Source organism: Kitasatospora sp. NPDC002543, assembly GCF_053594915.1.
Genome location: NZ_JBSFWR010000037.1, coordinates 29,955 through 56,808, shown reverse-complemented (window position 1 = coordinate 56,808; position 26,854 = coordinate 29,955). Strand labels below are relative to the sequence as shown.

The 26,854-nt window shown below is 69.0% G+C and carries 38 protein-coding genes; 36 read left to right on the top strand and 2 right to left on the bottom strand.

Translation table 11 applies throughout. The features are described from left to right. Nucleotides 1-3 precede the first annotated feature (3 nt). The 34 genes from rplD (at nucleotide 4) to glmM (ending at nucleotide 21,470) form a co-directional block, all read left to right on the top strand. Nucleotides 4-681: a 50S ribosomal protein L4 gene (gene rplD / locus ACWD4P_RS17955; RefSeq protein ID WP_207810336.1), complete on the top strand. Its 678-nt coding sequence runs from the start codon at nucleotides 4-6 to the stop codon at nucleotides 679-681. After that, nucleotides 681-998: a 50S ribosomal protein L23 gene (gene rplW, locus ACWD4P_RS17950; RefSeq protein WP_030280768.1), complete on the top strand. Its 318-nt coding sequence runs from the start codon at nucleotides 681-683 to the stop codon at nucleotides 996-998. Before rplD ends, rplW begins: the two co-directional genes overlap by 1 nt. Before the next feature lie 46 nt (nucleotides 999-1,044). After that, nucleotides 1,045-1,881, top strand: coding sequence for a 50S ribosomal protein L2 (gene rplB / locus ACWD4P_RS17945; RefSeq protein WP_030232466.1), 837 nt, complete (start codon nucleotides 1,045-1,047; stop codon nucleotides 1,879-1,881). Between the two features lie 11 nt (nucleotides 1,882-1,892). Continuing rightward, a complete protein-coding gene (gene rpsS / locus ACWD4P_RS17940) occupies nucleotides 1,893-2,174 on the top strand; it encodes a 30S ribosomal protein S19 (RefSeq protein ID WP_035848164.1) in 282 nt (93 codons plus the stop codon). A gap of 82 nt (nucleotides 2,175-2,256) precedes the next feature. Further along, nucleotides 2,257-2,604: a 50S ribosomal protein L22 gene (gene rplV, locus ACWD4P_RS17935; protein WP_030280773.1), complete on the top strand. Its 348-nt coding sequence runs from the start codon at nucleotides 2,257-2,259 to the stop codon at nucleotides 2,602-2,604. After that, entirely contained in the window at nucleotides 2,604-3,428 is an 825-nt protein-coding gene (gene rpsC / locus ACWD4P_RS17930; RefSeq protein ID WP_359820416.1) for a 30S ribosomal protein S3, read from the top strand. Before rplV ends, rpsC begins: the two co-directional genes overlap by 1 nt. Before the next feature lie 5 nt (nucleotides 3,429-3,433). After that, on the top strand, nucleotides 3,434-3,853 hold the full coding sequence (rplP, locus tag ACWD4P_RS17925) for a 50S ribosomal protein L16 (protein WP_030300385.1): 420 nt from the start codon (nucleotides 3,434-3,436) through the stop codon (nucleotides 3,851-3,853). Next, on the top strand, nucleotides 3,853-4,077 hold the full coding sequence (rpmC, locus tag ACWD4P_RS17920) for a 50S ribosomal protein L29 (protein WP_030232478.1): 225 nt from the start codon (nucleotides 3,853-3,855) through the stop codon (nucleotides 4,075-4,077). The genes rplP and rpmC overlap by 1 nt, the downstream gene beginning before the upstream one ends. Then, complete coding sequence (rpsQ, locus tag ACWD4P_RS17915; RefSeq protein WP_030055826.1) at nucleotides 4,077-4,349, top strand: 30S ribosomal protein S17; 273 nt, start codon at nucleotides 4,077-4,079, stop codon at nucleotides 4,347-4,349. The genes rpmC and rpsQ overlap by 1 nt, the downstream gene beginning before the upstream one ends. 102 nt (nucleotides 4,350-4,451) lie before the next feature. Next, nucleotides 4,452-4,823 (top strand): 50S ribosomal protein L14, encoded by a 372-nt coding sequence (gene rplN, locus ACWD4P_RS17910; RefSeq protein WP_030300391.1) that lies wholly within the window; start codon nucleotides 4,452-4,454, stop codon nucleotides 4,821-4,823. A 15-nt stretch (nucleotides 4,824-4,838) separates the two neighbouring features. Then, nucleotides 4,839-5,150, top strand: a complete 312-nt coding sequence (gene rplX, locus ACWD4P_RS17905) for a 50S ribosomal protein L24 (RefSeq protein ID WP_030232484.1) — start codon at nucleotides 4,839-4,841, stop codon at nucleotides 5,148-5,150. Further along, nucleotides 5,150-5,719, top strand: coding sequence for a 50S ribosomal protein L5 (gene rplE, locus ACWD4P_RS17900; RefSeq protein ID WP_359820418.1), 570 nt, complete (start codon nucleotides 5,150-5,152; stop codon nucleotides 5,717-5,719). The genes rplX and rplE overlap by 1 nt, the downstream gene beginning before the upstream one ends. Nucleotides 5,720-5,723: 4 nt before the next feature. Beyond that, a complete protein-coding gene (locus ACWD4P_RS17895) occupies nucleotides 5,724-5,909 on the top strand; it encodes a type Z 30S ribosomal protein S14 (RefSeq protein WP_030055830.1) in 186 nt (61 codons plus the stop codon). A 287-nt stretch (nucleotides 5,910-6,196) separates the two neighbouring features. Next, nucleotides 6,197-6,604 (top strand): 30S ribosomal protein S8, encoded by a 408-nt coding sequence (gene rpsH, locus ACWD4P_RS17890; RefSeq protein WP_030280781.1) that lies wholly within the window; start codon nucleotides 6,197-6,199, stop codon nucleotides 6,602-6,604. 22 nt (nucleotides 6,605-6,626) lie between these two features. Next, nucleotides 6,627-7,166: a 50S ribosomal protein L6 gene (gene rplF, locus ACWD4P_RS17885; RefSeq protein ID WP_359820420.1), complete on the top strand. Its 540-nt coding sequence runs from the start codon at nucleotides 6,627-6,629 to the stop codon at nucleotides 7,164-7,166. A 3-nt stretch (nucleotides 7,167-7,169) separates the two neighbouring features. Further along, nucleotides 7,170-7,553: a 50S ribosomal protein L18 gene (gene rplR / locus ACWD4P_RS17880; protein ID WP_030280785.1), complete on the top strand. Its 384-nt coding sequence runs from the start codon at nucleotides 7,170-7,172 to the stop codon at nucleotides 7,551-7,553. Between the two features lie 48 nt (nucleotides 7,554-7,601). Then, nucleotides 7,602-8,222, top strand: a complete 621-nt coding sequence (gene rpsE, locus ACWD4P_RS17875; protein ID WP_030393306.1) for a 30S ribosomal protein S5 — start codon at nucleotides 7,602-7,604, stop codon at nucleotides 8,220-8,222. Continuing rightward, a complete protein-coding gene (gene rpmD / locus ACWD4P_RS17870) occupies nucleotides 8,222-8,404 on the top strand; it encodes a 50S ribosomal protein L30 (protein WP_030055835.1) in 183 nt (60 codons plus the stop codon). The genes rpsE and rpmD overlap by 1 nt, the downstream gene beginning before the upstream one ends. 2 nt (nucleotides 8,405-8,406) lie before the next feature. Continuing rightward, nucleotides 8,407-8,859, top strand: coding sequence for a 50S ribosomal protein L15 (rplO, locus tag ACWD4P_RS17865; protein WP_392867334.1), 453 nt, complete (start codon nucleotides 8,407-8,409; stop codon nucleotides 8,857-8,859). Nucleotides 8,860-9,168: 309 nt separating this feature from the next. Next, complete coding sequence (gene secY, locus ACWD4P_RS17860; RefSeq protein WP_359820423.1) at nucleotides 9,169-10,479, top strand: preprotein translocase subunit SecY; 1,311 nt, start codon at nucleotides 9,169-9,171, stop codon at nucleotides 10,477-10,479. Next, nucleotides 10,479-11,132 carry an adenylate kinase gene (locus ACWD4P_RS17855; RefSeq protein ID WP_359820426.1) on the top strand — a complete coding sequence of 218 codons (654 nt, stop codon included), beginning with the start codon at nucleotides 10,479-10,481 and terminating at the stop codon, nucleotides 11,130-11,132. Before secY ends, ACWD4P_RS17855 begins: the two co-directional genes overlap by 1 nt. A 117-nt stretch (nucleotides 11,133-11,249) precedes the next feature. Further along, nucleotides 11,250-12,089 (top strand): type I methionyl aminopeptidase, encoded by an 840-nt coding sequence (map, locus tag ACWD4P_RS17850; protein WP_359820428.1) that lies wholly within the window; start codon nucleotides 11,250-11,252, stop codon nucleotides 12,087-12,089. Between the two features lie 142 nt (nucleotides 12,090-12,231). Continuing rightward, the gene (gene mscL, locus ACWD4P_RS17845; protein ID WP_359820430.1) at nucleotides 12,232-12,657 is read left to right on the top strand and encodes a large conductance mechanosensitive channel protein MscL; all 426 of its coding nucleotides are present in this window, start codon (nucleotides 12,232-12,234) and stop codon (nucleotides 12,655-12,657) included. Nucleotides 12,658-12,851: 194 nt separating this feature from the next. After that, nucleotides 12,852-13,073 carry a translation initiation factor IF-1 gene (gene infA, locus ACWD4P_RS17840; RefSeq protein ID WP_003956442.1) on the top strand — a complete coding sequence of 74 codons (222 nt, stop codon included), beginning with the start codon at nucleotides 12,852-12,854 and terminating at the stop codon, nucleotides 13,071-13,073. A 32-nt stretch (nucleotides 13,074-13,105) separates the two neighbouring features. Then, the gene (rpmJ, locus tag ACWD4P_RS17835) at nucleotides 13,106-13,219 is read left to right on the top strand and encodes a 50S ribosomal protein L36 (protein ID WP_003956441.1); all 114 of its coding nucleotides are present in this window, start codon (nucleotides 13,106-13,108) and stop codon (nucleotides 13,217-13,219) included. Nucleotides 13,220-13,391: 172 nt separating this feature from the next. Beyond that, nucleotides 13,392-13,772: a 30S ribosomal protein S13 gene (rpsM, locus tag ACWD4P_RS17830; RefSeq protein ID WP_188306769.1), complete on the top strand. Its 381-nt coding sequence runs from the start codon at nucleotides 13,392-13,394 to the stop codon at nucleotides 13,770-13,772. A gap of 72 nt (nucleotides 13,773-13,844) precedes the next feature. Next, nucleotides 13,845-14,252 (top strand): 30S ribosomal protein S11, encoded by a 408-nt coding sequence (gene rpsK, locus ACWD4P_RS17825; RefSeq protein WP_030232513.1) that lies wholly within the window; start codon nucleotides 13,845-13,847, stop codon nucleotides 14,250-14,252. A 130-nt stretch (nucleotides 14,253-14,382) separates the two neighbouring features. After that, nucleotides 14,383-15,405, top strand: coding sequence for a DNA-directed RNA polymerase subunit alpha (locus ACWD4P_RS17820; protein WP_049649049.1), 1,023 nt, complete (start codon nucleotides 14,383-14,385; stop codon nucleotides 15,403-15,405). Between the two features lie 127 nt (nucleotides 15,406-15,532). After that, the gene (gene rplQ / locus ACWD4P_RS17815) at nucleotides 15,533-16,012 is read left to right on the top strand and encodes a 50S ribosomal protein L17 (RefSeq protein ID WP_097237496.1); all 480 of its coding nucleotides are present in this window, start codon (nucleotides 15,533-15,535) and stop codon (nucleotides 16,010-16,012) included. Between the two features lie 88 nt (nucleotides 16,013-16,100). Further along, on the top strand, nucleotides 16,101-17,012 hold the full coding sequence (gene truA / locus ACWD4P_RS17810; RefSeq protein WP_449780199.1) for a tRNA pseudouridine(38-40) synthase TruA: 912 nt from the start codon (nucleotides 16,101-16,103) through the stop codon (nucleotides 17,010-17,012). 41 nt (nucleotides 17,013-17,053) lie between these two features. After that, nucleotides 17,054-18,712 (top strand): ABC-F family ATP-binding cassette domain-containing protein, encoded by a 1,659-nt coding sequence (locus ACWD4P_RS17805; protein ID WP_359820435.1) that lies wholly within the window; start codon nucleotides 17,054-17,056, stop codon nucleotides 18,710-18,712. A 232-nt stretch (nucleotides 18,713-18,944) separates the two neighbouring features. Then, nucleotides 18,945-19,388, top strand: a complete 444-nt coding sequence (rplM, locus tag ACWD4P_RS17800; RefSeq protein WP_030055846.1) for a 50S ribosomal protein L13 — start codon at nucleotides 18,945-18,947, stop codon at nucleotides 19,386-19,388. Nucleotides 19,389-19,433: 45 nt separating this feature from the next. Beyond that, complete coding sequence (rpsI, locus tag ACWD4P_RS17795; protein WP_224273932.1) at nucleotides 19,434-19,937, top strand: 30S ribosomal protein S9; 504 nt, start codon at nucleotides 19,434-19,436, stop codon at nucleotides 19,935-19,937. Nucleotides 19,938-20,105: 168 nt separating this feature from the next. After that, nucleotides 20,106-21,470, top strand: a complete 1,365-nt coding sequence (gene glmM, locus ACWD4P_RS17790; protein WP_449780198.1) for a phosphoglucosamine mutase — start codon at nucleotides 20,106-20,108, stop codon at nucleotides 21,468-21,470. A 61-nt stretch (nucleotides 21,471-21,531) separates the two neighbouring features. Here glmM and coaA read toward each other — a convergent pair whose 3' ends face one another. Further along, nucleotides 21,532-22,527 carry a type I pantothenate kinase gene (gene coaA / locus ACWD4P_RS17785; RefSeq protein WP_359820439.1) on the bottom strand — a complete coding sequence of 332 codons (996 nt, stop codon included), beginning with the start codon at nucleotides 22,525-22,527 and terminating at the stop codon, nucleotides 21,532-21,534. Nucleotides 22,528-22,626: 99 nt separating this feature from the next. Between coaA and glmS the strand changes: the two genes are divergently transcribed. After that, a complete protein-coding gene (glmS, locus tag ACWD4P_RS17780; protein WP_359820443.1) occupies nucleotides 22,627-24,483 on the top strand; it encodes a glutamine--fructose-6-phosphate transaminase (isomerizing) in 1,857 nt (618 codons plus the stop codon). 42 nt (nucleotides 24,484-24,525) lie between these two features. Here the strand turns inward: glmS and ACWD4P_RS17775 are convergent, their stop codons facing one another. Then, nucleotides 24,526-25,074 carry a Uma2 family endonuclease gene (locus ACWD4P_RS17775; RefSeq protein WP_449780204.1) on the bottom strand — a complete coding sequence of 183 codons (549 nt, stop codon included), beginning with the start codon at nucleotides 25,072-25,074 and terminating at the stop codon, nucleotides 24,526-24,528. Nucleotides 25,075-25,254: 180 nt separating this feature from the next. Between ACWD4P_RS17775 and ACWD4P_RS17770 the strand changes: the two genes are divergently transcribed. Next, nucleotides 25,255-26,766, top strand: a complete 1,512-nt coding sequence (locus ACWD4P_RS17770; protein WP_449780197.1) for an NAD(P)H-hydrate dehydratase — start codon at nucleotides 25,255-25,257, stop codon at nucleotides 26,764-26,766. The last annotated feature ends 88 nt before the right edge of the window (nucleotides 26,767-26,854 follow it).

Below are 26,854 nucleotides of genomic sequence, written 5' to 3'. Positions count from 1 at the left end.
GATATGAGCACCATTGACATCCTGTCGCCGGCTGGCGACAAGACCGGCAGCATCGAGCTGCCGGCCGAGATCTTCGACGCGAAGGTCAGCGTTCCGCTGATGCACCAGGTCGTCGTGGCGCAGCTCGCTGCGGCCCGTCAGGGCACCCACAAGACCAAGACTCGTGGCGAGGTCCGCGGTGGCGGCAAGAAGCCGTACCGCCAGAAGGGCACCGGCCGCGCCCGTCAGGGCTCGACCCGTGCGCCGCAGTTCGCCGGCGGTGGCGTCGTGCACGGTCCCGTGCCGCGCGACTACTCGCAGCGGACCCCGAAGAAGATGATCGCCGCCGCCCTGCGCGGTGCGCTCACCGACCGGGCCCGCCACAACCGCATTCACGTCGTCACCGGCGTGACCGCGACCGAGGCGCCGTCGACCAAGGCCGCCAAGAGCCTGTTCGGCAAGATCACCGAGCGCAAGAACGTCCTCCTGGTCGTCGAGCGCGCGGACGAGCTGGGCCTGAAGTCCGCTCGCAACCTGCCGAACGTGCACATCCTGGACGCCGGTCAGCTGAACACCTACGACGTGCTCGTCTCCGACGATGTGGTCTTCACCCAGGCCGCCTTCGAGCGTTTCGTGGCCGGTCCGGCCGCGTCCGCCAAGGCCGTTGCCGCTGAGGGCGAGCTCGAAGGGAGCGCCGCCTGATGAGCGACGTTACGAGCAAGACGTTCACGGACCCCCGTGACGTCCTGGTGAAGCCGGTCATCTCCGAGAAGAGCTACAGCCTTCTCGACGAGAACAAGTACACGTTCATCGTGTCGCCGGGCGCCAACAAGACCCAGATCAAGCAGGCCGTCGAGGCGGTCTTCTCGGTCAAGGTCGAGGCTGTCAACACGATCAACCGTCAGGGCAAGCGCAAGCGCTCCAAGACGGGCTTTGGCAAGCGCAAGGACACCAAGCGCGCCATCGTGACGCTGGCCGAGGGCAACCGCATCGACATCTTCGGTGGTCCGGTCTCCTGAATCAGGGGATCGTGATCGTCGATTAGGACGAGGACGAGAGAGCCAAATGGGCATCCGCAAGTACAAGCCGACTACGCCGGGCCGTCGTGGCTCCAGCGTGGCCGACTTCGTAGAAATCACGCGGTCCACTCCGGAGAAGTCGCTGGTTCGCCCGCTGCACAGCAAGGGCGGCCGTAACAACGCCGGTCGTGTCACCGCTCGCCACCAGGGTGGCGGTCACAAGCGCGCCTACCGCGTGATCGACTTCCGTCGTCACGACAAGGACGGCGTGCCGGCCAAGGTCGCTCACATCGAGTACGACCCGAACCGCACCGCGCGCATCGCGCTCCTGCACTACGCGGACGGCGAGAAGCGCTACATCATCGCGCCGCGCGGCATCGCGCAGGGTGACCGGATCGAGAACGGCGCTGGCGCCGACATCAAGCCGGGCAACAACCTGCCGCTGCGCAACATCCCGGTCGGTACCACCATCCACGCGGTGGAGCTGCGTCCCGGCGGCGGTGCCAAGCTGGCCCGCTCGGCCGGCTCCGGCATCCAGCTGCTGGCGCGTGAGGGCAAGATGGCGCACCTGCGCATGCCCTCCGGTGAGATCCGCCTGGTCGACGCGCGCTGCCGCGCCACCGTCGGCGAGGTCGGCAACGCCGAGCAGTCGAACATCAACTGGGGCAAGGCCGGCCGTATGCGCTGGAAGGGCGTTCGCCCGACCGTGCGTGGTGTGGCCATGAACCCGATCGACCACCCGCACGGTGGTGGTGAGGGTAAGACCTCCGGTGGTCGCCACCCGGTCTCGCCGTGGGGTAAGCCCGAGGGCCGTACCCGTCGCCCGAACAAGGCGTCGGACAAGCTCATCGTGCGCCGCCGCAAGACCAACAAGAAGCGCTAGGAGCAGGTCAGATGCCGCGCAGTCTCAAGAAGGGCCCCTTCATCGACGGCCACCTCATCAAGAAGGTGGACGCTCAGAACGAGGCGGGTACTCAGAACGTCATCAAGACCTGGTCCCGTCGTTCCGTGATCTCCCCGAGCATGCTCGGCCACACGATCGCGGTTCACGATGGCCGTAAGCACGTCCCGGTGTTCGTCACCGAGTCGATGGTCGGCCACAAGCTCGGCGAGTTCGCTCCGACCCGCACCTTCCGTGGCCACGTGAAGGATGACCGGAAGTCGAAGCGCCGCTAACTAGCCCAACGTGGCCTCCCGGCCACGGGCTGAGCTTGCGCGCCAAAAAGACTCAATGACTTACTCCATTAAGGGGACAACCATGGAAGCCAGGGCACAGGCGCGGTACATCCGCGTGACGCCCATGAAGGCCCGCCGCGTGGTGGACCTCATCCGTGGCATGAATGCCACGGAGGCCCAGGCCGTCCTGCGTTTCGCTCCGCAGGCCGCCACCGTGCCGGTCGGCAAGGTGCTCGACAGCGCCATCGCCAACGCCGCGCACAACTACAACCACTCCAACGTGGACGACCTCTACATCTCCGAGGCGTACGTTGACGAGGGCCCGACCCTGAAGCGGTTCCGTCCGCGTGCCCAGGGCCGCGCCTACCGGATCCGCAAGCGGACCAGCCACATCACCGTGGTCGTCAGCAGCAAGGAAGGGACCCGGTAATGGGCCAGAAGGTTAACCCGCACGGGTTCCGCCTCGGCATCAGCACGGACTTCAAGTCCCGCTGGTACGCCGACAAGCTGTACAAGGACTACGTCAAGGAAGACGTCGCCATTCGTCGCATGATGACGAAGGGCATGGAGCGCGCCGGCATCTCCAAGGTCGAGATCGAGCGCACCCGCGACCGCGTCCGCGTCGACATCCACACCGCTCGCCCCGGCATCGTCATCGGTCGCCGTGGCACCGAGGCCGACCGCATCCGCGGCGACCTCGAGAAGCTGACCGGCAAGCAGGTCCAGCTGAACATCCTCGAGGTCAAGAACCCCGAGCTGGACGCCCAGCTCGTGGCTCAGGGCGTCGCGGAGCAGCTGTCCTCGCGCGTCTCCTTCCGCCGTGCCATGCGCAAGTCGATGCAGGGCACCATGAAGTCCGGCGCCAAGGGCATCAAGGTCCAGTGCTCCGGTCGTCTCGGCGGCGCCGAGATGAGCCGTTCGGAGTTCTACCGCGAGGGCCGTGTGCCGCTGCACACCCTGCGCGCGAACGTCGACTACGGCTTCTTCGAGGCCAAGACCACCTTCGGCCGCATCGGCGTGAAGGTCTGGATCTACAAGGGCGACGTCAAGAACATCGCCGAGGTCCGCGCTGAGAACGCCGCTGCCCGCTCGGGCAACCGCCCGGCCCGTCCCGAGGGTGGTCGTCCCGCCCGCGGTGGCGACCGCCGTGGTGGCGAGCGCGGTGGCCGTGGCCGTCGTCCCGCCGCTGCCGAGGCCCCCGCGGCCGCGGCTGCCGAGGCTCCGGCTGCCGAGAACACCGGAACGGAGGCCTGACCCCAATGCTGATCCCCCGTCGGGTCAAGCACCGCAAGCAGCACCACCCGAAGCGCCGTGGCGCCTCCAAGGGTGGCACCGAGCTGGCGTTCGGCCAGTTCGGCATCCAGGCCGTGACCCCGGCCTACGTGACGAACCGTCAGATCGAGTCCGCTCGTATCGCGATCACCCGTCACATCCGCCGTGGCGGCAAGGTCTGGATCAACATCTACCCGGACCGTCCGCTCACCAAGAAGCCGGCCGAGACCCGCATGGGTTCCGGTAAGGGTTCGCCGGAGTGGTGGATCGCGAACGTGCACCCGGGTCGGGTCATGTTCGAGCTGTCGTACCCGAACGAGAAGGTTGCTCGCGAGGCGCTCACCCGTGCCGCGCACAAGCTGCCGATGAAGTGCCGGATCGTCCGGCGCGAGGACGGTGAGAGCTGATGTCGGCCGCTACCAAGGCTGCTGAGCTTCGTTCGCTGGACAACGAGGGTCTCGTTGCCAAGCTGCGCGAGGCCAAGGAGGAGCTGTTCAACCTCCGCTTCCAGGCGGCGACCGGGCAGCTCGACAACCACGGACGGCTCAAGCTCGTCCGTAAGGACATCGCGCGGATCTACACCCTGATGCGCGAGCGCGAGCTGGGCATCGAGACGGTGGAGAACGCCTGATGACTGAGAACACCAACGAGACGCGCGGTTTCCGCAAGACCCGTGAGGGTCTCGTCGTCAGCGACAAGATGGACAAGACCGTCGTCGTCGCCGTCGAGGACCGCGTCAAGCACGCTCTGTACGGCAAGGTCATCCGCCGTACGAACAAGCTGAAGGCGCACGACGAGGCCAACGCCTGCGGCATCGGCGACCGGGTCCTCCTCGCGGAGACCCGCCCGCTGTCCGCGACGAAGCGCTGGCGCGTCGTCGAGATCCTCGAGAAGGCCAAGTAACGAAGCCGATGAGGTACGGCCGTATGTGCAGCGGGCCCCGCAGGGGCGCCGATGTGAGCAGCGGCCGGCCCGTCGACTCTCGTTGACGATCAGGAGAAAGCTGTGATCCAGCAGGAGTCGCGACTGCGCGTCGCCGACAACACTGGTGCCAAGGAGATCCTTTGCATCCGTGTTCTCGGTGGCTCCGGTCGCCGCTACGCCGGTATCGGGGACGTCATCGTCGCCACCGTCAAGGACGCGATCCCCGGTGGTTCGGTGAAGAAGGGTGACGTCGTCAAGTGCGTCGTCGTCCGCACCGTCAAGGAGCGTCGTCGTCCGGATGGCTCGTACATCCGTTTCGACGAGAACGCCGCGGTCGTTCTGAAGAACACCGATGGTGACCCCCGTGGCACCCGCATCTTCGGCCCGGTGGGCCGCGAGCTGCGTGACAAGAAGTTCATGAAGATCATCTCGCTTGCGCCGGAGGTGCTCTAACTCATGGCGAACAGCATGAAGATCAAGAAGGGTGACCTGGTTCAGGTCATCACCGGCAAGGACAAGGGCAAGCAGGGCAAGGTCATCCAGGCCATGCCGGCTGAGAACAAGGTCCTGGTCGAGGGTGTGAACCGGGTCAAGAAGCACACCAAGCCGGGCCCGGGCACTCAGGGTGGCATTGTCACCGTCGAGGCCCCGGTGCACGTCTCCAACGTCCAGCTGGTCGTGGAGAAGGACGGCAAGAAGGTCGTCACCCGCGTTGGCTACCGCTTCGACGACGAGGGCAACAAGATCCGTGTTGCCAAGCGAACCGGTGAGGACATCTGATGTCTGAGACGTCTGTTGAGAAGGTGACCCCCCGCCTCAAGGAGCGTTACAACTCCGAGATCAAGGGTCAGCTGCAGGAGCAGTTCAAGTACGAGAACGTCATGCTGACGCCCGGCCTGGTCAAGGTCGTCGTCAACATGGGTGTCGGCGAGGCTGCCCGTGACAGCAAGCTGATCGAGGGCGCGATCCGCGACCTGACCGCGATCACCGGTCAGAAGCCGGCCGTGACCAAGGCTCGCAAGTCCATCGCGCAGTTCAAGCTGCGCGAGGGCCAGCCGATCGGCACCCACGTCACCCTCCGCGGTGACCGCATGTGGGAGTTCCTGGACCGTCTGGTGTCGCTGGCCCTGCCGCGTATCCGTGACTTCCGTGGCCTCTCCCCGAAGCAGTTCGACGGCCGTGGCAACTACACCTTCGGTCTGACCGAGCAGGTTATGTTCCACGAGATCGACCAGGACAAGGTCGACCGTCAGCGCGGTATGGACATCACCGTCGTGACCACCGCTCAGACCGACGACGAGGGCCGGGCGCTCCTGCGCGCTCTGGGCTTCCCGTTCAAGGAGGCGTGAGCCAATGGCGAAGAAGTCCCTCATCGCGAAGTCCGAGCGCAAGCCGAAGTTCGGCGTCCGGGCCTACACCCGGTGCCAGCGCTGCGGCCGTCCGCACTCGGTGTACCGCAAGTTCGGCCTGTGCCGTGTCTGCCTCCGTGAGATGGCGCACCGCGGCGAGCTGCCGGGCGTGACCAAGAGCTCCTGGTAGTCCTCTCCTCGGAGAGGGGCCAGCAGCCCTAGGCACCGCCAGCTGAGCAGAGGTGCCCGATCCCACACCGGCTCGTTTTGGGCCTCCTTGCGGAATCCCGTAAGGTTGTGGGGTCGGGCCCCCTGCCACGGCGTTCCCATGGACGTCCGTGGCCCTCGTCAGAGAGGGCTCGCACCCAGTCTTACTACGTCGTAGGTCCCCTGTGCTTGTGCCCCTGGCGCACTCGGAAGAGTGCGGCAGGGGGACCTGGTGCGGAGAAACCACGGCGAGAGAGGCCTGAGGCCATCATGACCATGACCGACCCCATCGCAGACATGCTCACGCGTCTGCGTAACGCGAACTCGGCGTACCACGACTCCGTGGCGATGCCGGCCAGCAAGATCAAGGCGCACGTCGCCCAGATCCTGCAGCAGGAGGGGTACATCTCCTCCTACAAGGTTGAGGAGCCGGCTGAGGGCGAGGTCGGCAAGAAGCTGACCATCGAGCTCAAGTTCGGCCCCAACCGTGAGCGCTCCATCGCCGGCATCAAGCGCATCAGCAAGCCGGGTCTGCGCGTTTACGCAAAGTCCACCAACCTGCCGAAGGTTCTCGGCGGCCTGGGCGTGGCGATCATCTCCACGTCGTCCGGCCTCCTGACCGACAAGCAGGCCGCCAAGAAGGGCGTAGGCGGAGAAGTTCTCGCCTACGTCTGGTAATTCGGGAAACGGAGGTACAGCAATGTCGCGCATTGGACGGCTGCCCATCCAGGTCCCCGCTGGCGTGGACGTCACCATCGATGGCCAGGCGGTCTCGGTGAAGGGCCCGAAGGGCTCGCTCACCCACGTCGTCGCCGAGCCGATCGGGATCGGCAAGGGCGAGGACGGCACTGTGCTCGTCTCTCGTCCGAACGACGAGCGTCGCTCGAAGGCCCTGCACGGCCTGACCCGCACGCTGGTGGCGAACATGATCACCGGCGTGACCGCGGGCTACCGCAAGTCGCTGGAGATCAGCGGTGTTGGTTACCGTGTGACCGCGAAGGGCTCCGACATGGAGTTCGCGCTCGGTTACAGCCACCCGATCCTGATCACCGCGCCGGAGGGCATCTCCTTCGTCGTCGAGTCGCCCACCAAGTTCCACGTGGACGGCATCGACAAGCAGAAGGTCGGCGAGGTCGCCGCGAACATCCGCAAGCTGCGCAAGCCCGACCCGTACAAGGCCAAGGGTGTCAAGTACGCGGGCGAGGTCATCCGCCGCAAGGTCGGAAAGAGTGGTAAGTAAGCGATGAGTGTCTCTGTCAAGATCGGCAAGGGCAACGCCTACAAGAGCGCCGCTCGCAAGCGCCGCGCGATCCGCGTTCGCAAGCGCGTCGTCGGCACCGAGGTGCGTCCGCGTCTCGTCGTGACGCGCTCGAACCGTCACATGGTCGCCCAGGTCATCGACGATGCCAAGGGTCACACCCTGGCGTCGGCGTCCACCCTCGACGTGTCCATCAAGGGCGCCGAGGGCGACAAGACCGAGCTGGCCAAGAAGGTCGGGAGCCTGGTCGCCGAGCGCGCCAAGGCCGCCGGCATCGAGTCGGTCGTCTTCGACCGCGCGGGCAACCGGTACGCCGGCCGCATCGCCGCCCTGGCGGACGCGGCCCGTGAGGCCGGGCTCGACTTCTAAGCCGCTCGTCGACTCTGTCGACGGACGTAAACGAGAGAGGTAAATCCAATGGCTGGACCCCAGCGCCGCGGCAGCGGCGCCGGTGGCGGCACCGGTGGCGAGCGGCGCGACCGTAAGCGTGACGACCGGGGCAACGCCCCCGCCGTCGAGAAGACCGCTTACGTCGAGCGCGTCGTCGCGATCAACCGTGTCGCCAAGGTTGTCAAGGGTGGTCGTCGCTTCAGCTTCACCGCGCTCGTCGTGGTGGGCGATGGTGACGGCACCGTGGGTGTCGGTTACGGCAAGGCGAAGGAGGTTCCGGCCGCCATCGCCAAGGGTGTTGAGGAGGCCAAGAAGAACTTCTTCAAGGTCCCCCGTATCCAGGGCACCATCCCGCACCCGATCCAGGGTGAGAAGGCCGCCGGCGTCGTGCTGCTGAAGCCCGCCGCCCCCGGTACCGGTGTTATCGCCGGTGGTCCGGTGCGCGCCGTCCTGGAGTGCGCCGGCATCCACGACATCCTGTCGAAGTCGCTCGGCTCGGACAACGCGATCAACATCGTGCACGCCACCGTGGCCGCTCTGAAGGGCCTCGTGCGCCCCGAGGAGATCGCCGCCCGTCGTGGCCTGCCGCTGGAGGACGTGGCCCCCGCCGCTCTGCTGCGGGCGCGTGCTGCTGGGGTGAGCGCCTGATGGCTCGCCTGAAGATCACGCAGACCAAGTCGTACATCGGCAGCAAGCAGAATCACCGTGACACCCTGCGTTCGCTTGGTCTCAAGCGCATGCACGACGTCGTGGTGAAGGAGGACCGTCCCGAGATCCGCGGGATGGCCCACACGGTCCGTCACCTGGTGACGGTTGAGGAGGTGGACTGATCATGGGCGACAACCCGATCAAGATCCACAACCTGCGTCCCGCCCCGGGTGCCAAGACCGACAAGATCCGTGTGGGTCGTGGTGAGGGCTCCAAGGGTAAGACCGCTGGTCGTGGTACCAAGGGCACGAAGGCCCGCTACCAGGTTCCGCAGCGCTTCGAGGGTGGCCAGATGCCGCTCCACATGCGCCTGCCGAAGCTGAAGGGCTTCAAGAACCCGTTCAAGATCACGTTCCAGGTTGTCAACCTCGACAAGCTGGCCGAGCTCTACCCGCAGGGTGGCGAGGTCACCGTCGAGGACCTGGTCGCCAAGGGCGCGGTTCGCAAGAACTCCCTCGTCAAGGTGCTCGGCACCGGCGAGATCTCGGTCGCCCTCCAGGTCGCGGTGGACGCCGTGTCCGGTTCGGCCGCCGAGAAGATCAAGGCCGCCGGCGGTACGGTCACCGAGCTCATCTGAGCCCGCTGACTCCGGCTCTCGAGCCCCGCACCTCCTTCGGGAGGTGCGGGGCTCGTGCCGTTCCCGGGGATATCCGGCCGGACTCCGCTCGTTCTTTTGTGTGGCAAAACCGGGCATCCCGTACCCCGTGAGTGGGGGAGCGGCGGTACGCGCTTCTTTCGAGTGGCTGCGCACTGTTAGAGTCCGTGGAGTTCCCTTGTAGGCTGCGCGTAGGCTCGCCTGTGCCGTCTGTACGGGAGCCCGTACCGCAAACTCCCCATTCAGGACCGACCCTCCCGCCGACGACGCGCGGGAGGCGCAGGAGGCACCGTGCTCAGTGCGTTCGCGCGGGCGTTCCAGACGCCCGACCTGCGCAAGAAGCTGCTGTTCACGCTGGGCATCATGGTGCTGTTCCGGCTGGGCTCGCACATCCCGATCCCGGGCGTGAGCTTCACGGCCGTGAACGAGTGCGTGAAGGAGACCAAGAACAGTGGCCTCTTCGGACTCGTCAACCTGTTCAGCGGTGGCGCGCTCCTCCAGCTGACGATCTTCGCCCTCGGCATCATGCCGTACATCACGGCGAGCATCATCCTCCAGCTCCTCACCGTCGTGATCCCGCGACTGGAGATGCTGAAGAAGGAGGGACAGGCCGGCCAGGCGAAGATCACCCAGTACACCCGCTACCTGACCATCGCGCTCGCCGTGCTCCAGGGCACCGGCATCGTGGCGACGGCCTCCAGCGGTGCGCTGTTCTCCGGCTGCCCGCTGGCCAACCAGATCGTCCCGGACACCGGCGTGTTCCGGATCGCCGTCATGGTGCTCACCATGACCGCCGGCACGACGGTCATCATGTGGCTCGGCGAGCTGATCACCGACCGCGGCATCGGCAACGGCATGTCGCTGCTGATCTTCACCTCGATCGCCGCCCAGTTCCCGTCCTCGATGTGGGCCATCAAGCAGTCCGGCACCATCGGCGGCGGCTGGGTCGAGTTCCTCTCCGTGGTCGCGGTCGGCGTGATCGTCGTGATGCTGGTCATCTTCGTGGAGCAGGCCCAGCGCCGGATCCCGGTCCAGTACGCGAAGCGGATGATCGGCCGCCGGGCGTTCGGCGGCACCTCGACCTACATCCCGCTCAAGGTGAACCAGGCCGGTGTCATCCCGGTCATCTTCGCCTCGTCGCTGCTGTACATCCCCGCCCTGGTGGTCCAGCTGACCAACAGCCAGGCCGGCTGGGCCACGTGGATCCGGACGAACTTCGTCAAGGGTGACCACCCGATCTACATGGCCACCTACTTCCTGCTGATCGTCTTCTTCGCCTTCTTCTACGTCGCGATCTCCTTCAACCCCGAAGAAGTTGCCGACAACATGAAGAAGTATGGTGGGTTCATCCCGGGCATCCGGGCCGGCCGGCCGACGGCCGAGTACCTGAACTACGTGCTGACCCGGATCACGTGGCCGGGTTCGCTCTACCTGGGCCTGATCGCGTTGATCCCGATGATCGCCCTGGTCGCCTTCGGACAGCAGACAAACTTCCCGTTCGGCGGCACCAGCGTTCTCATCGTCGTCGGCGTCGGACTCGAAACTGTGAAGCAGATCGAGAGCCAGCTCCAGCAGCGCAATTACGAAGGGTTCCTCCGCTGATGCGAATCGTCCTCGTCGGACCTCCCGGGGCCGGGAAGGGTACTCAGGCGCACCTGCTCGCCAAGACCCTGTCCATTCCCCACATCTCCACCGGCGACCTCTTCCGCGCCAACATCGGTCAGGGCACCCCGCTGGGGATCGAGGCCAAGACCTACATGGACGCGGGCCGGCTGGTGCCGGACGAGGTCACCATCGGGATGGCCAAGGACCGGATGCTCCAGCCCGACGCGGCGCACGGCTTCCTGCTCGACGGGTTCCCGCGCAACCTGGGTCAGGCGGAGGCGCTCGACGAGTTCCTCGCCGAACAGGGCATCAAGCTGGACGGCGTGCTGGACCTGGAGGTCCCGGAGGACGAGGTCGTCAAGCGGATCGCGGGCCGTCGCCTGTGCCGCAAGGACGGCAGCCACGTCTTCCACGTGGTCTACAACCCGCCGAAGGCCGAGGGTGTCTGCGACGAGTGCGGTGGCGAGCTCTACCAGCGCTCGGACGACACCGAGGAGGCCGTGCGGGTCCGCCTGGAGGAGTACCACTCCAAGACCGAGCCGATCATCGGCTACTACCAGGAGCAGGGCCTGCTGGTGACCATCCCGGCCCTCGGCAAGGTGGACGAGGTCACCGCCCGAGCGATCGAGGCGCTGAAGCAGGACCGCTGAGTCTCTCGGCGAACGTACGACGGTACGGCCGGGTCGCCCGCCCCACGCGGGTGGCCCGGCCGTTTCGGCGTCGTACGGTGGTAACAGTGGTAATCCGGACTTGGAAGGCGTGACCAGATGGTGGAGATCAAGACCCCCGAGCAGATCGCGAAGATGCGAGCGGCCGGGCTGGTCGTCGCCGAGGCCCTGAAGGCCTGCCGCGAGGCGGTCGTCCCGGGGGTGACCACCCAGGAGCTCAACGACATCGCGGACAAGGTCATCACCGGCCACGGTGCCACCTCGAACTTCCGGGCCCACCACGGCGGGCTCTGGTTCCCGGGCGTGATCTGCGCCTCGGTGAACAACGAGGTCGTGCACGGCATCCCCGGCGACCGGGTGCTGCAGGAGGGCGACGTCATCTCGATCGACTGCGGCGCCATCCTGGACGGCTGGCACGGCGACTCGGCCATCACCGTGGCGGTCGGCGAGGTCCGCCCGGAGGTCGAGATGCTGAGCCGGGTCACCGAGGGCTCGATGTGGGCCGGCATCGCCCAGATGAAGAAGAACAACCGCCTGGTCGACGTCTCCAAGGCGATCGAGGGCTACATCCGCCGCCAGCCGCTGCCGCCCAAGGGCAAGTGGGGCATCACCGAGGGCTACGGCGGCCACGGCATCGGCACCGCGATGCACATGGAGCCGCACGTGCTGAACTACGTCGAGCGCGGCCGCGGCAAGGGCCCGAAGCTCGTCCCCGGCACCGTGCTGGCGATCGAGCCGATGGTCTCGCTCGGCACCCCGCACACCACCGTGCTGGAGGACGACTGGACGGTCGTCACCAACGACGGCACCTGGGCCTCGCACTGGGAGCACTCGGTGGCCGTGACCGAGCAGGGCCCGCTGGTGCTGACCGCCTTCGACGGCGGCCGGGCCGAGCTGGCCAAGCTGGGCATCACCGCAGCTCCGGACCCCCTCGCCTAGTCGTGGGGGCGGTCAACTGCCGCCGCTGACAAGGGATCAGAGCCCTGGAGGTTTGGACCTCCAGGGCTTTTGTCCTATTTTTATGCGCTGGCAGTGGTCAGCAGTGGTCAGCAGTGGCTAACGAGCGAGCAGGAGAGAGTACGTGCTCAAGGGATTCCGCGACTTCATGATGCGCGGCAACGTCGTCGACATGGCGGTCGGTGTGGTCATCGGTGCCGCGTTCACCGCGGTGGTGACCGGCTTCGTGTCCGCCTTCCTCACCCCGCTGGTGGGCGTGGTGGTCGGTGCGGCCGGCGACTTCAGCTCGTACAAGGCGACCGTGGCCGGGGTGACCTTCCCGTACGGGCAGTTCCTCAACGTGCTGATCGCGTTCCTGATGACGGCGGCGGTGCTGTACTTCTGCGTGGTGCTGCCGATCACCAAGGCCACCGCGCGCTACATGCCGAAGAAGCCGAAGGCGCCGAAGCGCCCGTGCCCCGAGTGCCTCACCGACATCCCCGAGGCCGCCCGCCGCTGCTCGGCCTGCACCGCGCACGTCGAGCCGCTGACGGTCGTCACCAAGGCCTGACGTAGCAGATGTGACGGCGGCCGCTTTCCGGGGCCCCCGTTTTGGTCCACCGGACGCGCTGGCGTAGGATGGACCGTCGGCTCACTCGTAGCGTGCTTCAGCGCGCCCTCTTCCCTCCGGGGGAGGGGTGAACCCAGGTTCGCACGAGCGTTCCGCATACGGTAGCCGGTCCCGGAAGGTGGATCTCGCAGTTCATGGCTAAGAAGCAAGGCGCCATTGAGATCGAGGGCACCGTGATCGAGTCTCTTCCGAACGCGATGTTCAAGGTCGAGCTGCAGAACGGTCACAAGGTCCTCGCGCACATCAGTGGCAAGATGCGCATGCACTACATCCGCATCCTGCCGGACGACCGGGTCGTCGTGGAGCTCAGCCCCTACGACCTCACGCGCGGGCGGATCGTCTACCGCTACAAGTAAGAACGTCAGATCTAGACCCGGAGAACCTGAACATGAAGGTCAAGCCGAGCGTCAAGAAGATCTGCGACAAGTGCAAGGTGATCCGCCGCCACGGCCGGGTCATGGTGATCTGCGACAACCTGCGCCACAAGCAGCGCCAGGGCTGATCGCTCTCCAGCATTTCTCGTAGTACTTCGCGCGACGCGAAAACGTCATAAGCGGGCTACCCGATCCGTCCCCGGACGGACTGCCGCCCCCGGTCAGAGGCCGGGGCTCCATCGTCGAGAGGCGAAGGAGTAGGTAGCGCGCAAGACCTCTGAAGAACCACAGGAGCCTTGAATGGCACGCCTCGCCGGCGTTGATCTCCCCCGTGAGAAGCGGATCGAGATCGCCCTCACCTACGTGTACGGCATCGGCCGTACCCGCGCCCAGCAGACCCTGGCCGAGACCGGTGTCAACCCGGATGTCCGCGTTCGCGACATCTCCGAGGACGACCTCGTCAAGCTGAGCCAGTACATCGACGCCAACTACACGGTCGAGGGTGACCTCCGCCGTGAGGTGGCCGCCGACATCCGCCGCAAGGTCGAGATCGGCTGCTACGAGGGTCTGCGTCACCGCCGCGGCCTGCCGGTCCGCGGTCAGCGCACCCACACCAACGCGCGTACCCGCAAGGGCCCGCGTCGCGCGATCGCCGGCAAGAAGAAGCCGGGCAAGAAGTAGTCCGTCCCGTAACCGGACATCCCTCCGGCCCGCGGGTCAGCGGACCGACCACCTCAGTAGGAGAACAGACTTATGCCCCCCAAGGGTCGTCAGGCTGCCGGCGCGAAGAAGATCCGCCGCAAGGAAAAGAAGAACGTCGCTCACGGCCACGCGCACATCAAGAGCACGTTCAACAACACCATCGTTTCGATCACCGACCCCGCGGGCAACGTGATCTCCTGGGCCTCCGCCGGCCACGTCGGCTTCAAGGGCTCGCGCAAGTCCACCCCGTTCGCCGCGCAGATGGCCGCCGAGGCCGCTGCCCGTCGCGCGCAGGAGCACGGCATGCGCAAGGTTGACGTCTTCGTCAAGGGTCCGGGCTCCGGCCGCGAGACCGCGATCCGTTCGCTCCAGGCCACCGGCCTGGAGGTCGGCTCGATCCAGGACGTCACCCCCACCCCGCACAACGGCTGCCGTCCGCCGAAGCGCCGCCGCGTCTGACGCAGCGCCTTCGGGCACGCGGGTCATGCTTTAAACCTGGTACGGGGTCCCGTTTTTCGCGGGACCCCGTACTCTTGGTCCTGTCGGCATCAAATAGTGGGTGCCGAAGACACACTGGAGGAACCTCCCCATGCTTATCGCTCAGCGTCCCTCGCTGACCGAAGAGGTCGTCGACGAGTTCCGCTCGCGGTTCGTGATCGAGCCGCTGGAGCCGGGCTTCGGCTACACCCTCGGCAACTCCCTGCGCCGCACGCTCCTGTCGTCGATCCCGGGTGCCGCTGTCACCAGCATCCGCATCGACGGCGTCCTGCACGAGTTCACCACCGTGCCGGGCGTCAAGGAGGACGTGACCGACCTCATCCTCAACATCAAGCAGCTGGTCGTCTCCTCGGAGCACGACGAGCCGGTCGTGATGTACCTGCGCAAGCAGGGCCCGGGTGTCGTCACCGCCGCCGACATCGCCCCGCCGGCGGGTGTCGAGGTGCACAACCCCGAGCTGGTCCTCGCCACCCTGAACGGCAAGGGCAAGCTGGAGATGGAGCTGACCGTCGAGCGCGGTCGCGGCTACGTCTCCGCCGTCCAGAACAAGGCCTCCGGCCAGGAGATCGGCCGCATCCCGGTCGACTCGATCTACAGCCCCGTGCTGAAGGTCACCTACAAGGTCGAGGCCACCCGTGTCGAGCAGCGGACCGACTTCGACAAGCTGATCGTCGACGTCGAGACCAAGCCCGCCATGCGTCCGCGCGACGCCATGGCCTCGGCCGGCAAGACCCTGGTGGAGCTGTTCGGCCTCGCCCGCGAGCTGAACATCGACGCCGAGGGCATCGACATGGGCCCGTCCCCGACGGACGCCGCCCTGGCCGCCGACCTGGCGCTGCCGATCGAGGAGCTGGAGCTCACGGTCCGCTCCTACAACTGCCTCAAGCGCGAGGGCATCCACACCGTGGGTGAGCTCGTCGCCCGCTCCGAGGCCGACCTGCTCGACATCCGCAACTTTGGTGCGAAGTCGATCGACGAGGTCAAGGCGAAGCTGGCCGGCATGGGCCTGGCCCTCAAGGACAGCCCGCCCGGGTTCGACCCGACCGCTGCCGCCGACGCCTTCGGCGCCGACGACCTCGACGACTCGCACTTCGCCGAGACCGAGCAGTACTAAGAGATTTGGCCGCGGGGGCGGTTCCACGGAGCCGCCCCCGTCGTCGTGAAAGCCGTACGGGCACAGTGCCCGTACGCCCGCCGCGGTACCTGGTACGGCCGCGGTCGGAGATTCAAGGAGTAATTCCATGCCGCGTCCCACCAAGGGTGCCCGCCTGGGCGGTGGCCCGCACCACGAGCCGCTGCTGCTCGCCGGTCTGTGCCGGGAGCTGTTCCAGTACGGCCGCATCACCACGACCGAGGCCAAGGCCCGTCGGATGCGCCCGCTGGCGGAGAAGCTGATCACCAAGGCGAAGAAGGGCGACATCCACAACCGTCGCCTGGTGCGCAAGACCATCACCGACGTCTCGGTGCTGCACACCCTCTTCACCGAGATCGCGCCGCGCTACGAGAACCGCCCGGGTGGCTACACCCGCATCACCAAGATCGGTCCCCGTCGTGGCGACAACGCCCCGATGGCCGTGATCGAGCTGGTCGAGGCGCTGACCGTCGCGCAGACCGCCGTCGGCGAGGCCGAGGCCGCCACCAAGCGCGCCGTCAAGGAGGCCGACGAGGCCGCCGCCGTCGAGACCAAGGCCGACGAGGCCGAGGCCGCCGAGCAGGCCTGACACCGCTAGGTGTGGTTGCGGGCCCGCTCTCCCAGCGATGGGGGAGCGGGCCCGTTCCGTGTTTCCGAGGTCCGGGAGAAGAGAAGCAGTGGTCAACGATTGCGCCGAGCAGCCGCCGGTGAAGGACGGCCCGGCCGAGGGGTACGTCCGGGTCCGGCTCGACCTCGCCTACCAGGGCGCCGAGTTCTCCGGCTGGGCCCGCCAGAAGGGCGGCCGCCGGACGGTCCAGGAGGAGATCGAGACCGCGCTCCGGATCGTCACCCGCAGCTCGGAGCCGTTCCCGCTGACCGTGGCCGGCCGTACCGACGCCGGGGTGCACGCCCGGGGCCAGGTCGCCCATGTCGACCTGCCGGCGGAGCTGTGGGAGGCGCACCGGGAGAAGCTGCTGCGCCGACTGGCCGGCCGGCTGCCCGGGGACGTCCGGATCTACCGGGTCGGCGAGGCGCCGGCCGGGTTCGACGCCCGTTTCTCGGCGATCTGGCGCCGGTACGCGTACCGGGTCGCCGACCACCCGGGCGGGGTGGACCCGCTGCTGCGCGGCCACGTGCTCTGGCACGACCGCCCGCTGGACGTCGACCGGATGAACGAGGCCGCGAAGCTGCTGCTCGGCGAGCACGACTTCGCCGCGTACTGCAAGAAGCGCGAGGGCGCCACCACCATCCGCACCCTGCTGGAGCTGCGCTGGGACCGCGTCCCGGTGGATTCCTACGCGGCCCAGGAGGGCTCGCTCGCGGTCGCCACCGTCCGGGCCGACGCCTTCTGCCACAACATGGTCCGGGCGCTGGTCGGCGCGATGCTGCTGGTCGGCGACGGGCACCGGCCGGTGGAGTTCCCCGGCGAGGTGCTGGCCGGCGGGGTGCGCAACTCCGCCGTCAACGTGATCCGGCCGTACGGGCTCACGCTGGAGGAGGTCGGCTACCCGCCGGACGACCAGCTGGCCGAGCGCAACCGGGCGGCCCGGCGGATGCGCACCCTGCCCGGGCAGCCGGCCGTCGGGTAATCCGTTTTGGCCCGGCGCGTCGGCTTGGGAGAATCGCTCCCATGGGACACGTCGAGATTTCGCACCTGGAGTACTACCTGCCGGACGGGCGCGTCTTGTTCGACGACGCGTCCTTCCGGGTCGGCGAGGGCGCCGCGGTCGCCCTGGTCGGCGCCAACGGCGCCGGCAAGACCACCCTGCTGAGGATGATCGCGGGGGACCTCCAGCCGCACGGCGGCTCGGTGACGATCAGCGGCGGGCTCGGCGTGATGCGCCAGTTCGTCGGCACCACCGGCCGCGAGGACCAGCAGGCCACCCCGGGCGCGCTGCCGGCCGACGCCTCGGTGCGCGACCTGCTGGTCTCGGTCGCCCCCGAGCGGATCGCCAGGGCCGCCCGCGCGGTGGACGCCGCCGAGCTGGCGATGATCGCCCAGGACGACGAGAAGACGCAGATGGCCTACGCCCAGGCGCTCTCCGACTGGGCCGACGTCGGCGGCTACGACTACGAGACCGACTGGGACGTCTGCACCACGGCGGCCCTGGGGATGCCCTTCGACAAGGCCCAGTGGCGCGGCCTGAACACCCTCTCCGGCGGCGAGCAGAAGCGGCTGGTGCTGGAGGCGCTGCTGCGCGGCCCGGAGGAGGTGCTGCTGCTCGACGAGCCCGACAACTACCTGGACGTCCCGGCCAAGCGCTGGCTGGAGGAGGCCATCAAGGCCACCCCGAAGACCGTCCTGTTCATCTCGCACGACCGCGAGCTGCTCTCCAGGACGGCCGACAAGATCATCTCCGTGGAGACCGGCGCGGCGGGCAGCAGCGTCTGGGTGCACGGCGGCGGCTTCGACTCCTTCCACGAGGCCCGCAAGGACCGCTTCGCGCGCTTCGAGGAGCTGGGCCGGCGCTGGGACGAGGAGCACGCCAAGCTCAAGAAGCTGGTCGTCACCCTGCGCCAGGCCGCGGCCGTCAGCCACGCGCTGGCCACCCGCTACGCCGCCGCCCAGACCCGGCTGAAGAAGTTCGAGGAGGCCGGCCGGCCGGAGGAGCCCCCGCGCGAGCAGAGCATCACCATGCGGCTCAAGGGCGGCCGCACCGGCATGCGCTCCTTCACCCTGGAGCGGCTGGGGCTCACCGGCCTGATGGACCCCTTCGACCTGGAGGTCTTCTACGGCGAGCGGGTGGCGGTGCTGGGCGCCAACGGCGCCGGCAAGTCGCACCTGCTGCGGCTGCTGGCCGGCGACACGACGGTCGAGCACACCGGGGACTGGAAGCTCGGCGCCCGGGTCGTGCCCGGCCACTTCCGGCAGACCCACGCCCACCCGGAGCTGTTCGGGCGCACCGTGCGGTCGATCGTCGAGGAGGAGCACGCGCTCAGCCGCGGCGCCGCGATGGGGGCGCTGCGCCGGTACGAGCTGGACCGCCAGGAGGAGCAGAAGTTCGAGTCGCTGTCCGGCGGGCAGCAGGCCCGGCTGATGATCCTCAAGCTCGAACTCTCCGGGGTGACGGCGCTGCTGCTGGACGAGCCGACCGACAACCTGGACCTGGAGAGCGCCGAGGCCCTCCAGGCCGGCCTGGAGGCCTTCGAGGGCACCGTGCTGTGCGTCACCCACGACCGCTGGTTCGCCAAGACCTTCGACCGCTTCCTGGTGTTCGGCGCGGACGGCAAGGTGTTCGAGTCGGCGGAGCCGGTCTGGGACGTGACCAGGGTGGAGCGCGAACGCTGAGTGACGGCAGGGGCCGGTCCCGGGCATTTTTGACCCGCTCCGGCCCTGCCGGTAACCTGGACGCTTGATGTGCGTATTGGCTCGCTCTATCTCACGTGAGAGGTCGGTACGCCGGAGACATCAGGTCGTCGACCAGCGGTCCCCCTTGAATTGCGTCCAAGGGTGGCCAGGCTGCTCTTCCGTCCGGGTGCTCCTGTCAGGACTCACTCACTGAAAAGCGAAGGCTACGACCGTGCGTACGTACAGCCCCAAGCCCGGCGACGTCCAGCGTCAGTGGCACGTCATCGACGCGACCGACGTCGTGCTCGGCCGCCTGGCCTCCCAGGCCGCCAACCTCCTCCGGGGCAAGCACAAGGCGATCTACGCGCCGCACGTTGACACTGGTGACTTCGTCATCATCATCAACGCCGACAAGGTGCACCTGTCCGGTAACAAGAAGACCCAGAAGCTGGCCTACCGCCACTCGGGCTTCCCGGGCGGTCTGCGCTCGGTGCGCTACGACGACCTGCTGGCGAACAACCCGGAGAAGGCCGTCGAGAAGGCCATCAAGGGCATGATCCCCAAGAACAGCCTGGGCCGCCAGATGCTCTCGAAGCTGAAGGTCTACTCGGGCGACCAGCACCCGCACGCTGCCCAGCAGCCGGTGCCGTTCGAGATCACCCAGGTCGCGCAGTAATTCGGCCACCAAGCCCCCCAACACTGAAAAGAGCTGAGGAACACCGTGGCCGAGACCACTGAAACCCTTGAGGTCGACTTCGACGAGACCGTCGTCGAGGGCGAGTACACCTCCGAGGAGAGCTACACCTCCGAGTCCCTGGCCGGCCGCTTCGGCGAGGCCGTCCCGGGCGCCGGCCTTGGCCGCCGCAAGGAGGCGATCGCCCGCGTGCGCATCGTCCCCGGCACCGGCCAGTGGAAGATCAACGGCCGCACCCTCGAGGGCTACTTCCCCAACAAGGTGCACCAGCAGACCGTGAACGAGCCCTTCAAGCTCCTCGAGCTGGACGGCCGTTACGACGTCGTCGCCCGCATCAGCGGTGGCGGCGTCTCCGGCCAGGCCTACGCGCTGCGCCTCGGCGTCGCCCGTGCCCTGAACGAGGCCGACGTGGACAACAACCGCGGCGCGCTGAAGAAGGCCGGCTTCCTGACCCGTGACGCCCGCGCCGTCGAGCGCAAGAAGGCCGGTCTGAAGAAGGCCCGCAAGGCGCCGCAGTACAGCAAGCGCTAATCGCCTCCCCGGGGGTGCGGTCCGCCCTGGCGGCGCGCACCCCCCGGTTGTGCGAAACCGTCGCCCCGGAGTACCCCGTGTACTCCGGGGCGACGTGTTCCCCGGCTACTGTGCGGCGGCCGGGATCATCGGTTGGGTTCCGAGCAGTGGTGATGGAGGAACGGGACAGTGGGACGACTCTTCGGTACGGACGGCGTGCGCGGGGTGGCCAACGAGGGCCTGACGGCGGAGCTGGCGCTCGGCCTGTCGGTCGCGGCGGCCCATGTGCTCGGCGAGGCCGGTGCCTTCGACGGCCACCGGCCGGTCGCGGTGGTCGGCCGTGACCCGCGCGCCTCGGGCGAGTTCCTGGAGGCCGCCGTCATCGCCGGTCTGGCGAGTGCCGGCGTCGACGTCTTGCGGGTCGGCGTCCTGCCCACCCCGGCCGTGGCGTACCTCACCGGCGCGCTCGGCGCCGACTTCGGCGTGATGCTGTCCGCCAGCCACAACGCCATGCCGGACAACGGCATCAAGTTCCTCGCCCGCGGCGGCCACAAGCTGGACGACCGGATCGAGGACGCGATCGAGTCCCACTACCGCAAGCACTCGCTCGGCGACGAGGACTGGAACCGTCCGACCGGCGCGGCCGTCGGCCGGGTGCGCGAGTACACCGAGGGCTTCGACAAGTACGTCGCCCACCTGATCGGCGTGCTGCCCAACCGCCTGGACGGCGTCAAGGTCGTCATCGACGGCGCCCACGGCGCGGCCGCCTACGTCGCCCCCGAGGCCTTCGCCCGGGCCGGCGCCGAGGTCGTCCACACCCTGGGGGCCGAGCCCACCGGCCTCAACATCAACGACGGCGTCGGCTCCACCCACCTGGACCGGCTGCGCGTCGCGATGAAGGAGTACAAGGCGGACCTGGGCATCGCCCTGGACGGCGACGCCGACCGCTGCCTGGCCGCCGACGCCGAGGGCAACGAGGTGGACGGCGACCAGATCATCGCCATCCTCGCGGTCGCCATGAAGGAGGCCGGCACCCTGCGCGGCAACACCGCCGTGGCCACCGTGATGTCCAACCTCGGCTTCAAGCTGGCGATGGAGCGCGAGGGCATCGAGCTGGTGGAGACCGCCGTCGGCGACCGCTACGTGCTGGAGGCGATGAAGGAGCACGGCTTCGCGCTGGGCGGCGAGCAGTCCGGCCACGTGATCCTGCTGGACCACGCCACCACCGGTGACGGCACCCTGACCGGCCTGATGCTGGGCGCCCGGCTGGCCGCCACCAAGCAGCCGCTGGCCGACCTGGCCGCCGTGATGACCCGGCTGCCGCAGGTGCTGATCAACGTCAAGGGCGTCGACAAGTCCCGGGTGCGGACCAGCACCGAGCTGGCCGCCGCGGTCGCCGGCGCCGAGACCGAGCTGGGTTCCACCGGCCGGGTGCTGCTGCGCCCGTCCGGCACCGAGCCGCTGGTGCGCGTGATGGTCGAGGCCGCCGACCCGGTGCAGGCCGAGGCGGTCGCGCAGCGGCTGGCCGAGGCGGTGCGCACCCACCTGGGCTGAGCCCGGACGGAGACACGGCGAAGGGCCCCCGCGCGAGGCGGGGGCCCTTCCTGTCGTGCGTTCAGAGCTTGCGCAGCAGCGCCCGGCGGACCTTGTGGTCCGCGCCCTTCTGGAGGACCAGGGTGGCCCGGCCGCGGGTCGGCAGGACGTTCTCCAGCAGGTTGGGCTTGTTGATGGTGCGCCAGACCTGCCGGCCGTACTCCATCGCCTCCTCCTCCGGCACCTCGGTGAAGCGGCGGAAGTAGGAGTTCGGGTCCTGGAAGGCGGTCTGCCGCAGCTTGCGGAAGCGGTCCAGGTACCAGTGCTCGATGTCGTCGGTCCTGGCGTCGACGTAGATCGAGAAGTCGAAGTAGTCGGCCACCGCGAGGCGGGTGCGGCCGTCGGTGCCGGGCAGGGCCGGCTGGAGCACGTTCAGGCCCTCGACGATCAGGATGTCCGGGCGCTCCACGGTCAGCCGCTCGCCCTGGACGATGTCGTACACCAGGTGCGAGTAGACCGGAGCGCTGACCCGCTCCTTGCCCGCCTTCACGTCGGCGACGAAGCGCATCAGTGACCGGCGGTCGTACGACTCCGGGAAGCCCTTGCGGGCCATCAGACCGCGGCGGCGCAGCTCGGCGTTGGGGAGCAGGAAGCCGTCGGTGGTGACCAGTTCGACCCGGGGGTGCTCGGGCCAGCGGGCGAGCAGCGCCTGGAGCAGGCGGGCGGTGGTCGACTTGCCGACCGCGACGGAGCCGGCCACGCCGATGATGAACGGGGTGCGGGTGCGCTCGGTGTCCGGGGTGTCCAGGAAGGTGCCCAGCGCGCCGCGCAGCTCGTGCGTGGCGTGGATGTACAGGTTCAGCAGGCGCGACAGCGGCAGGTAGACGTCGCGGACCTCGTCCAGGTCGAGGGCGGTGCCGAGGCCGCGCAGCCGCTCCACCTCCTCGGCGGTCAACGGCAGCGGCGTACGCTCGCGCAGCGCGCTCCACTCGGCCCGGCTGAGGTCCACGTAGGGCGACGGCGACGGGCCGGGCGTGGCGGCGCCCCGCGTACAGAGTTCGGTCAGCACATGCTCCATTGTGAGCCGTAGCGGCGTTCACGGTGGTTGTGGTGTCGGTCACGCAGTGTTCCCGCGCGGCGGGAAAACGGCCGGAGAACCGCCCTTATGCTGGCACGCATGTGCGGAATTGTTGGATACGTGGGCGCTCAGACCGCCCTCGACGTAGTAATCGCAGGCTTGCAGCGGCTGGAGTACCGGGGCTACGACTCGGCCGGTGTCGCGGTGCAGGTGCAGGACTCCGACGGGCAGTGGAGCCTGGCCACCGACAAGCGGGCGGGCAAGCTCGCCAACCTGGAGAAGTCGCTCGCCGAGACCCCTCTGCCCGGCGGCACCACCGGCATCGGCCACACCCGCTGGGCCACCCACGGCGGCCCGACGGACGCCAACGCCCACCCCCACCTGGACGACCGGCAGCGCGTCGCGGTGGTGCACAACGGCATCATCGAGAACTTCGCCCAGCTGCGCGCCGAGATCGCCGAGCGCGGCCACACCCTGCGGTCCGAGACCGACACCGAGGTCGTCGCCCACCTGCTGGGCGAGGCCTACGCGGGCGACCTCGCCGAGGCCATGCGGGTGGTCTGCCGTCAGCTGGAGGGCGCCTTCACCCTGGTGGCCGTGCACGCGGACGCGCCGGACGTGGTCGTCGGTGCCCGCCGCAACTCGCCGCTGGTGGTCGGCCGCGGCGAGGGCGAGAACTTCCTCGCCTCGGACGTCGCCGCCTTCATCGCCCACACCCGTGAGGCGATCGAGCTGGGCCAGGACCAGGTGGTCGAGCTGCGCCGGGAGGGCGTGACCGTCACCAACTTCGACGGCACCCCGGCCGACGTGCGCGAGTACCACGTCGACTGGGACGCCTCGGCCGCCGAGAAGGGCGGCTACGACTACTTCATGCTCAAGGAGATCGCCGAGCAGCCGAAGGCGGTCGCCGACACCCTGCTGGGCCGGATCGGCACCGACGGCCGGCTGACCCTCGACGAGCTGCGGATCTCCGACGCCGACCTGCGCTCGGTCGACAAGGTCGTCATCGTGGCCTGCGGCACGGCCTTCCACGCCGGCATGATCGCCAAGTACGCGATCGAGCACTGGACCCGCATCCCCTGCGAGGTCGAGGTCGCCTCCGAGTTCCGCTACCGCGACCCGATCATGGGCCCGGGCACGCTGGTCATCGCCATCTCGCAGTCCGGCGAGACGATGGACACCCTGATGGCCCTGCGGCACGCCCGCGAGCAGGGCGCCAAGGTGCTGGCGATCTGCAACACCAACGGCTCCACCATCCCGCGCGAGTCGGACGCGGTGCTGTACACCCACGCCGGCCCCGAGGTCGCGGTCGCCTCCACCAAGGCGTTCCTGACCCAGCTGGTCGCCTGCTACCTGGTCGCCCTGTACCTGGGCCAGGTGCGCGGCACCAAGTGGGGTGACGAGATCTTCGCCGTCATCAAGGAGCTCGGCGACGCGCCGAAGCAGGTCGAGCAGGTCCTGGAGACCATGGAGCCGGTGCGCGAGCTGGCCCGCTCGCTGGCCGACGCCCGCTCGGTGCTGTTCCTCGGCCGCCACGTCGGCTTCCCGGTGGCCCTGGAGGGCGCGCTCAAGCTCAAGGAGCTGGCGTACATGCACGCCGAGGGCTTCGCGGCGGGCGAGCTCAAGCACGGCCCGATCGCGCTGATCGAGGAGGGGCTGCCGGTCGTGGTGGTCGTGCCCTCGCCGCGCGGCCGGTCGATCCTGCACGACAAGATCGTCTCCAACATCCAGGAGATCCGGGCCCGTGGCGCCCGCACGATCGTGATCGCCGAGGAGGGCGACGAGGCCGTCGTCCCGTACGCGGACCACCTGATCCGCATCCCGGCCACGCCGACCCTGCTGCAGCCGCTGGTCTCCACCGTCCCGCTGCAGGTCTTCGCCTGCGAGCTGGCCACGGCCAAGGGCCACGAGGTCGACCAGCCGCGCAACCTGGCGAAGTCGGTCACCGTCGAGTAGGACCGCGCTCGTCGGCAACGGCGCCCCTGCGGTGGCTGCGTCCTACCGCAGGGGCGCCGTGTCGAGCGTGAAGGAGAACGGGGCGGGGAGGTCGATCGACTTGCCGAACTCGACCTTGGTCTGGGTGATGTAGTCCTCGCCGTCGGGTTCGGTGAACAGGGTGACCATGCCGTCGGTGCGGTCGATCAGCAGGTAGCAGGGGATTCGCGCGGCGGCGTAGCCCCTTCGCTTGGGCTCGCGGTCCTTGTGCGGGTTGATCGAGGTGACCTCGAAGACGAGGAGGACACCGACCGCCGGGGCCCAGGAATCCAAATGGTCGAACTGGTCGGCGGGGACGACCGTGCCGTCAGGGATGAACCGGCCTTTGGGAGTGATCAGGCCCTTGACGCCTGCGATGTCCAAATCGATCGCAGCATTCCGGAAGAACTGCTTGGCGAGCTTCGAGACCGCGCCCTCGTGGTGTCCGTCCGGTGGCGGTGTCACGACGATCTCCCCTTCGATGAACTCGGCCTTGCTTCCCAGCGGGGTGTCCAGCTCCAGAAACGCCTGGAGAAGGCTGTCCTCGCCCAGCGGGTGCTCGACAGCTGGCATGGCGACCATGGCCCTTCTCCCTCCTGTGGGTCCGTGCCGAGCCACAAGGTAGGTGCACGGACCGACACCGGTGGGGAATCGAAGTGGTTGTCACTCGAAAGTGTGCCGCAGGCCGGGCTCCCGTGGGGCGGTGGCGCGGGCTAGCGTCGGCGGTAGCCGACCGCCGAAGGAGCCGTCCCCATGCGCCATGCACACCCTGTGGACACCGTCCGGGCCGCCGAGGCCGAGCTGATGGCGCGGCTGCCGGAGGGCACCCTGATGCAGCGGGCGGCCGCGGGGCTGGCCGCGACCTGCGCGCGGCTGCTGACCCGGCGTCGGGGGCGGGTGTACGGCAGCCGGGTGACGGTGCTCGCGGGCAGCGGGGACAACGGGGGTGACGCCCTGTACGCCGGGGCCGCGCTGGCCCGGCGCGGGGCGCGGGTGACGGCGGTGCTGCTGGCGCCGGAGAAGGCGCACCCGGGCGGGCTGGCCGCGCTGCGGGCCGCCGGCGGACGGGTGACGGCGGAGCAGGACGTCGGCCTGGCCGACTTCTCGCGCGCGGACCTGGTGCTGGACGGCATCGTCGGCATCGGCGGCCGGGGCGGACTGCGCCCGCGGGCCCTGCCGTACGCGCGGACCCCGCGGGCCGGGATCGTGGTGGCGGTGGACCTGCCGAGCGGGGTGGAGGCCGACACCGGCGAGGTGCCGGGCGCCGCGCTGCGCGCCGACGTCACGGTCTGCTTCGGCACGTACAAGCCCGGGCTGCTGGTCGACCCGGGGGCCTCGTACGCGGGCGCGCTGCAGCTGGTCGGCATCGGGCTGGAGCTGCCGGAGCCCGAGGTGACGGCCCTGCAGCACGCGGACGTGGCGGCGCTGCTGCCGGTGCCCGGCGCGGAGAGCGACAAGTACCGGCGCGGCGTGGTCGGGGTGGCGGCGGGCTCGGCGACCTACCCGGGGGCGGCGCTGCTGGCGGTGGCCGGGGCGCTGCACGGCGGCGCGGGCGCCGTCCGGTACGTGGGCACGGCGGCCGACGAGGTGGTGCGGCGCTTCCCGGAGGCGCTGGTCACCGAGGGCGGGCCGGCCGGGGCCGGGCGGGTGCAGGCCTGGGTGGTCGGGCCGGGCGGCGGCGAGGGGGCGCGGCAGGCGCTGACCGAGGCGCTGGCGGCCGACGTCCCGGTGCTGGTGGACGCGGACGGGCTGACCGAACTGGGCCGGCTGGGCCCGGACGCGCTGGCCGGCCGCACGGCGCCCACCCTGCTCACCCCGCACACCGGCGAGGCCGCCCGGCTGCTCGCGGGCATCGGGGGCGGTACGCCGCCGGCCGCCGACGACCTCGCCGCGGCCCGGCTGACCACCGCCCGCCGACTGGCGGCCGGCTACCGCGCGACGGTGCTGCTGAAGGGCTCCACCACGGTGGTCGCCGACCCGGGCGGGGCCGTCCGGGTGAACCCCACCGGCACCTCCTGGCTGGCCACCGCGGGCAGCGGCGACGTCCTGGCCGGGCTGGCCGGCTCCCTGCTGGCGGCCGGACTCGCACCGCTGGACGCCGCCTCGGTGGCCGCCTACCTGCACGGCTTGGCCGGCCGCGAGGCGGCGGGCCGGCCGGGCGCCCCGACCACGGCGCTCGCGGTGGCCGACGCGCTGCCGGCGGTCTGGCGGGCGGTCCGCGGGGGACGGCCGACGGAACCGGAACGTCCGGTCACCGCGTCCTGAACGGGGTGAACGGGCGGTCCGCCGCACGTCGGAGCGGCGTAGGGGTCCGCCGTGCCGACGGGCCGTTCGGCGAGGACTCCGGGACGTC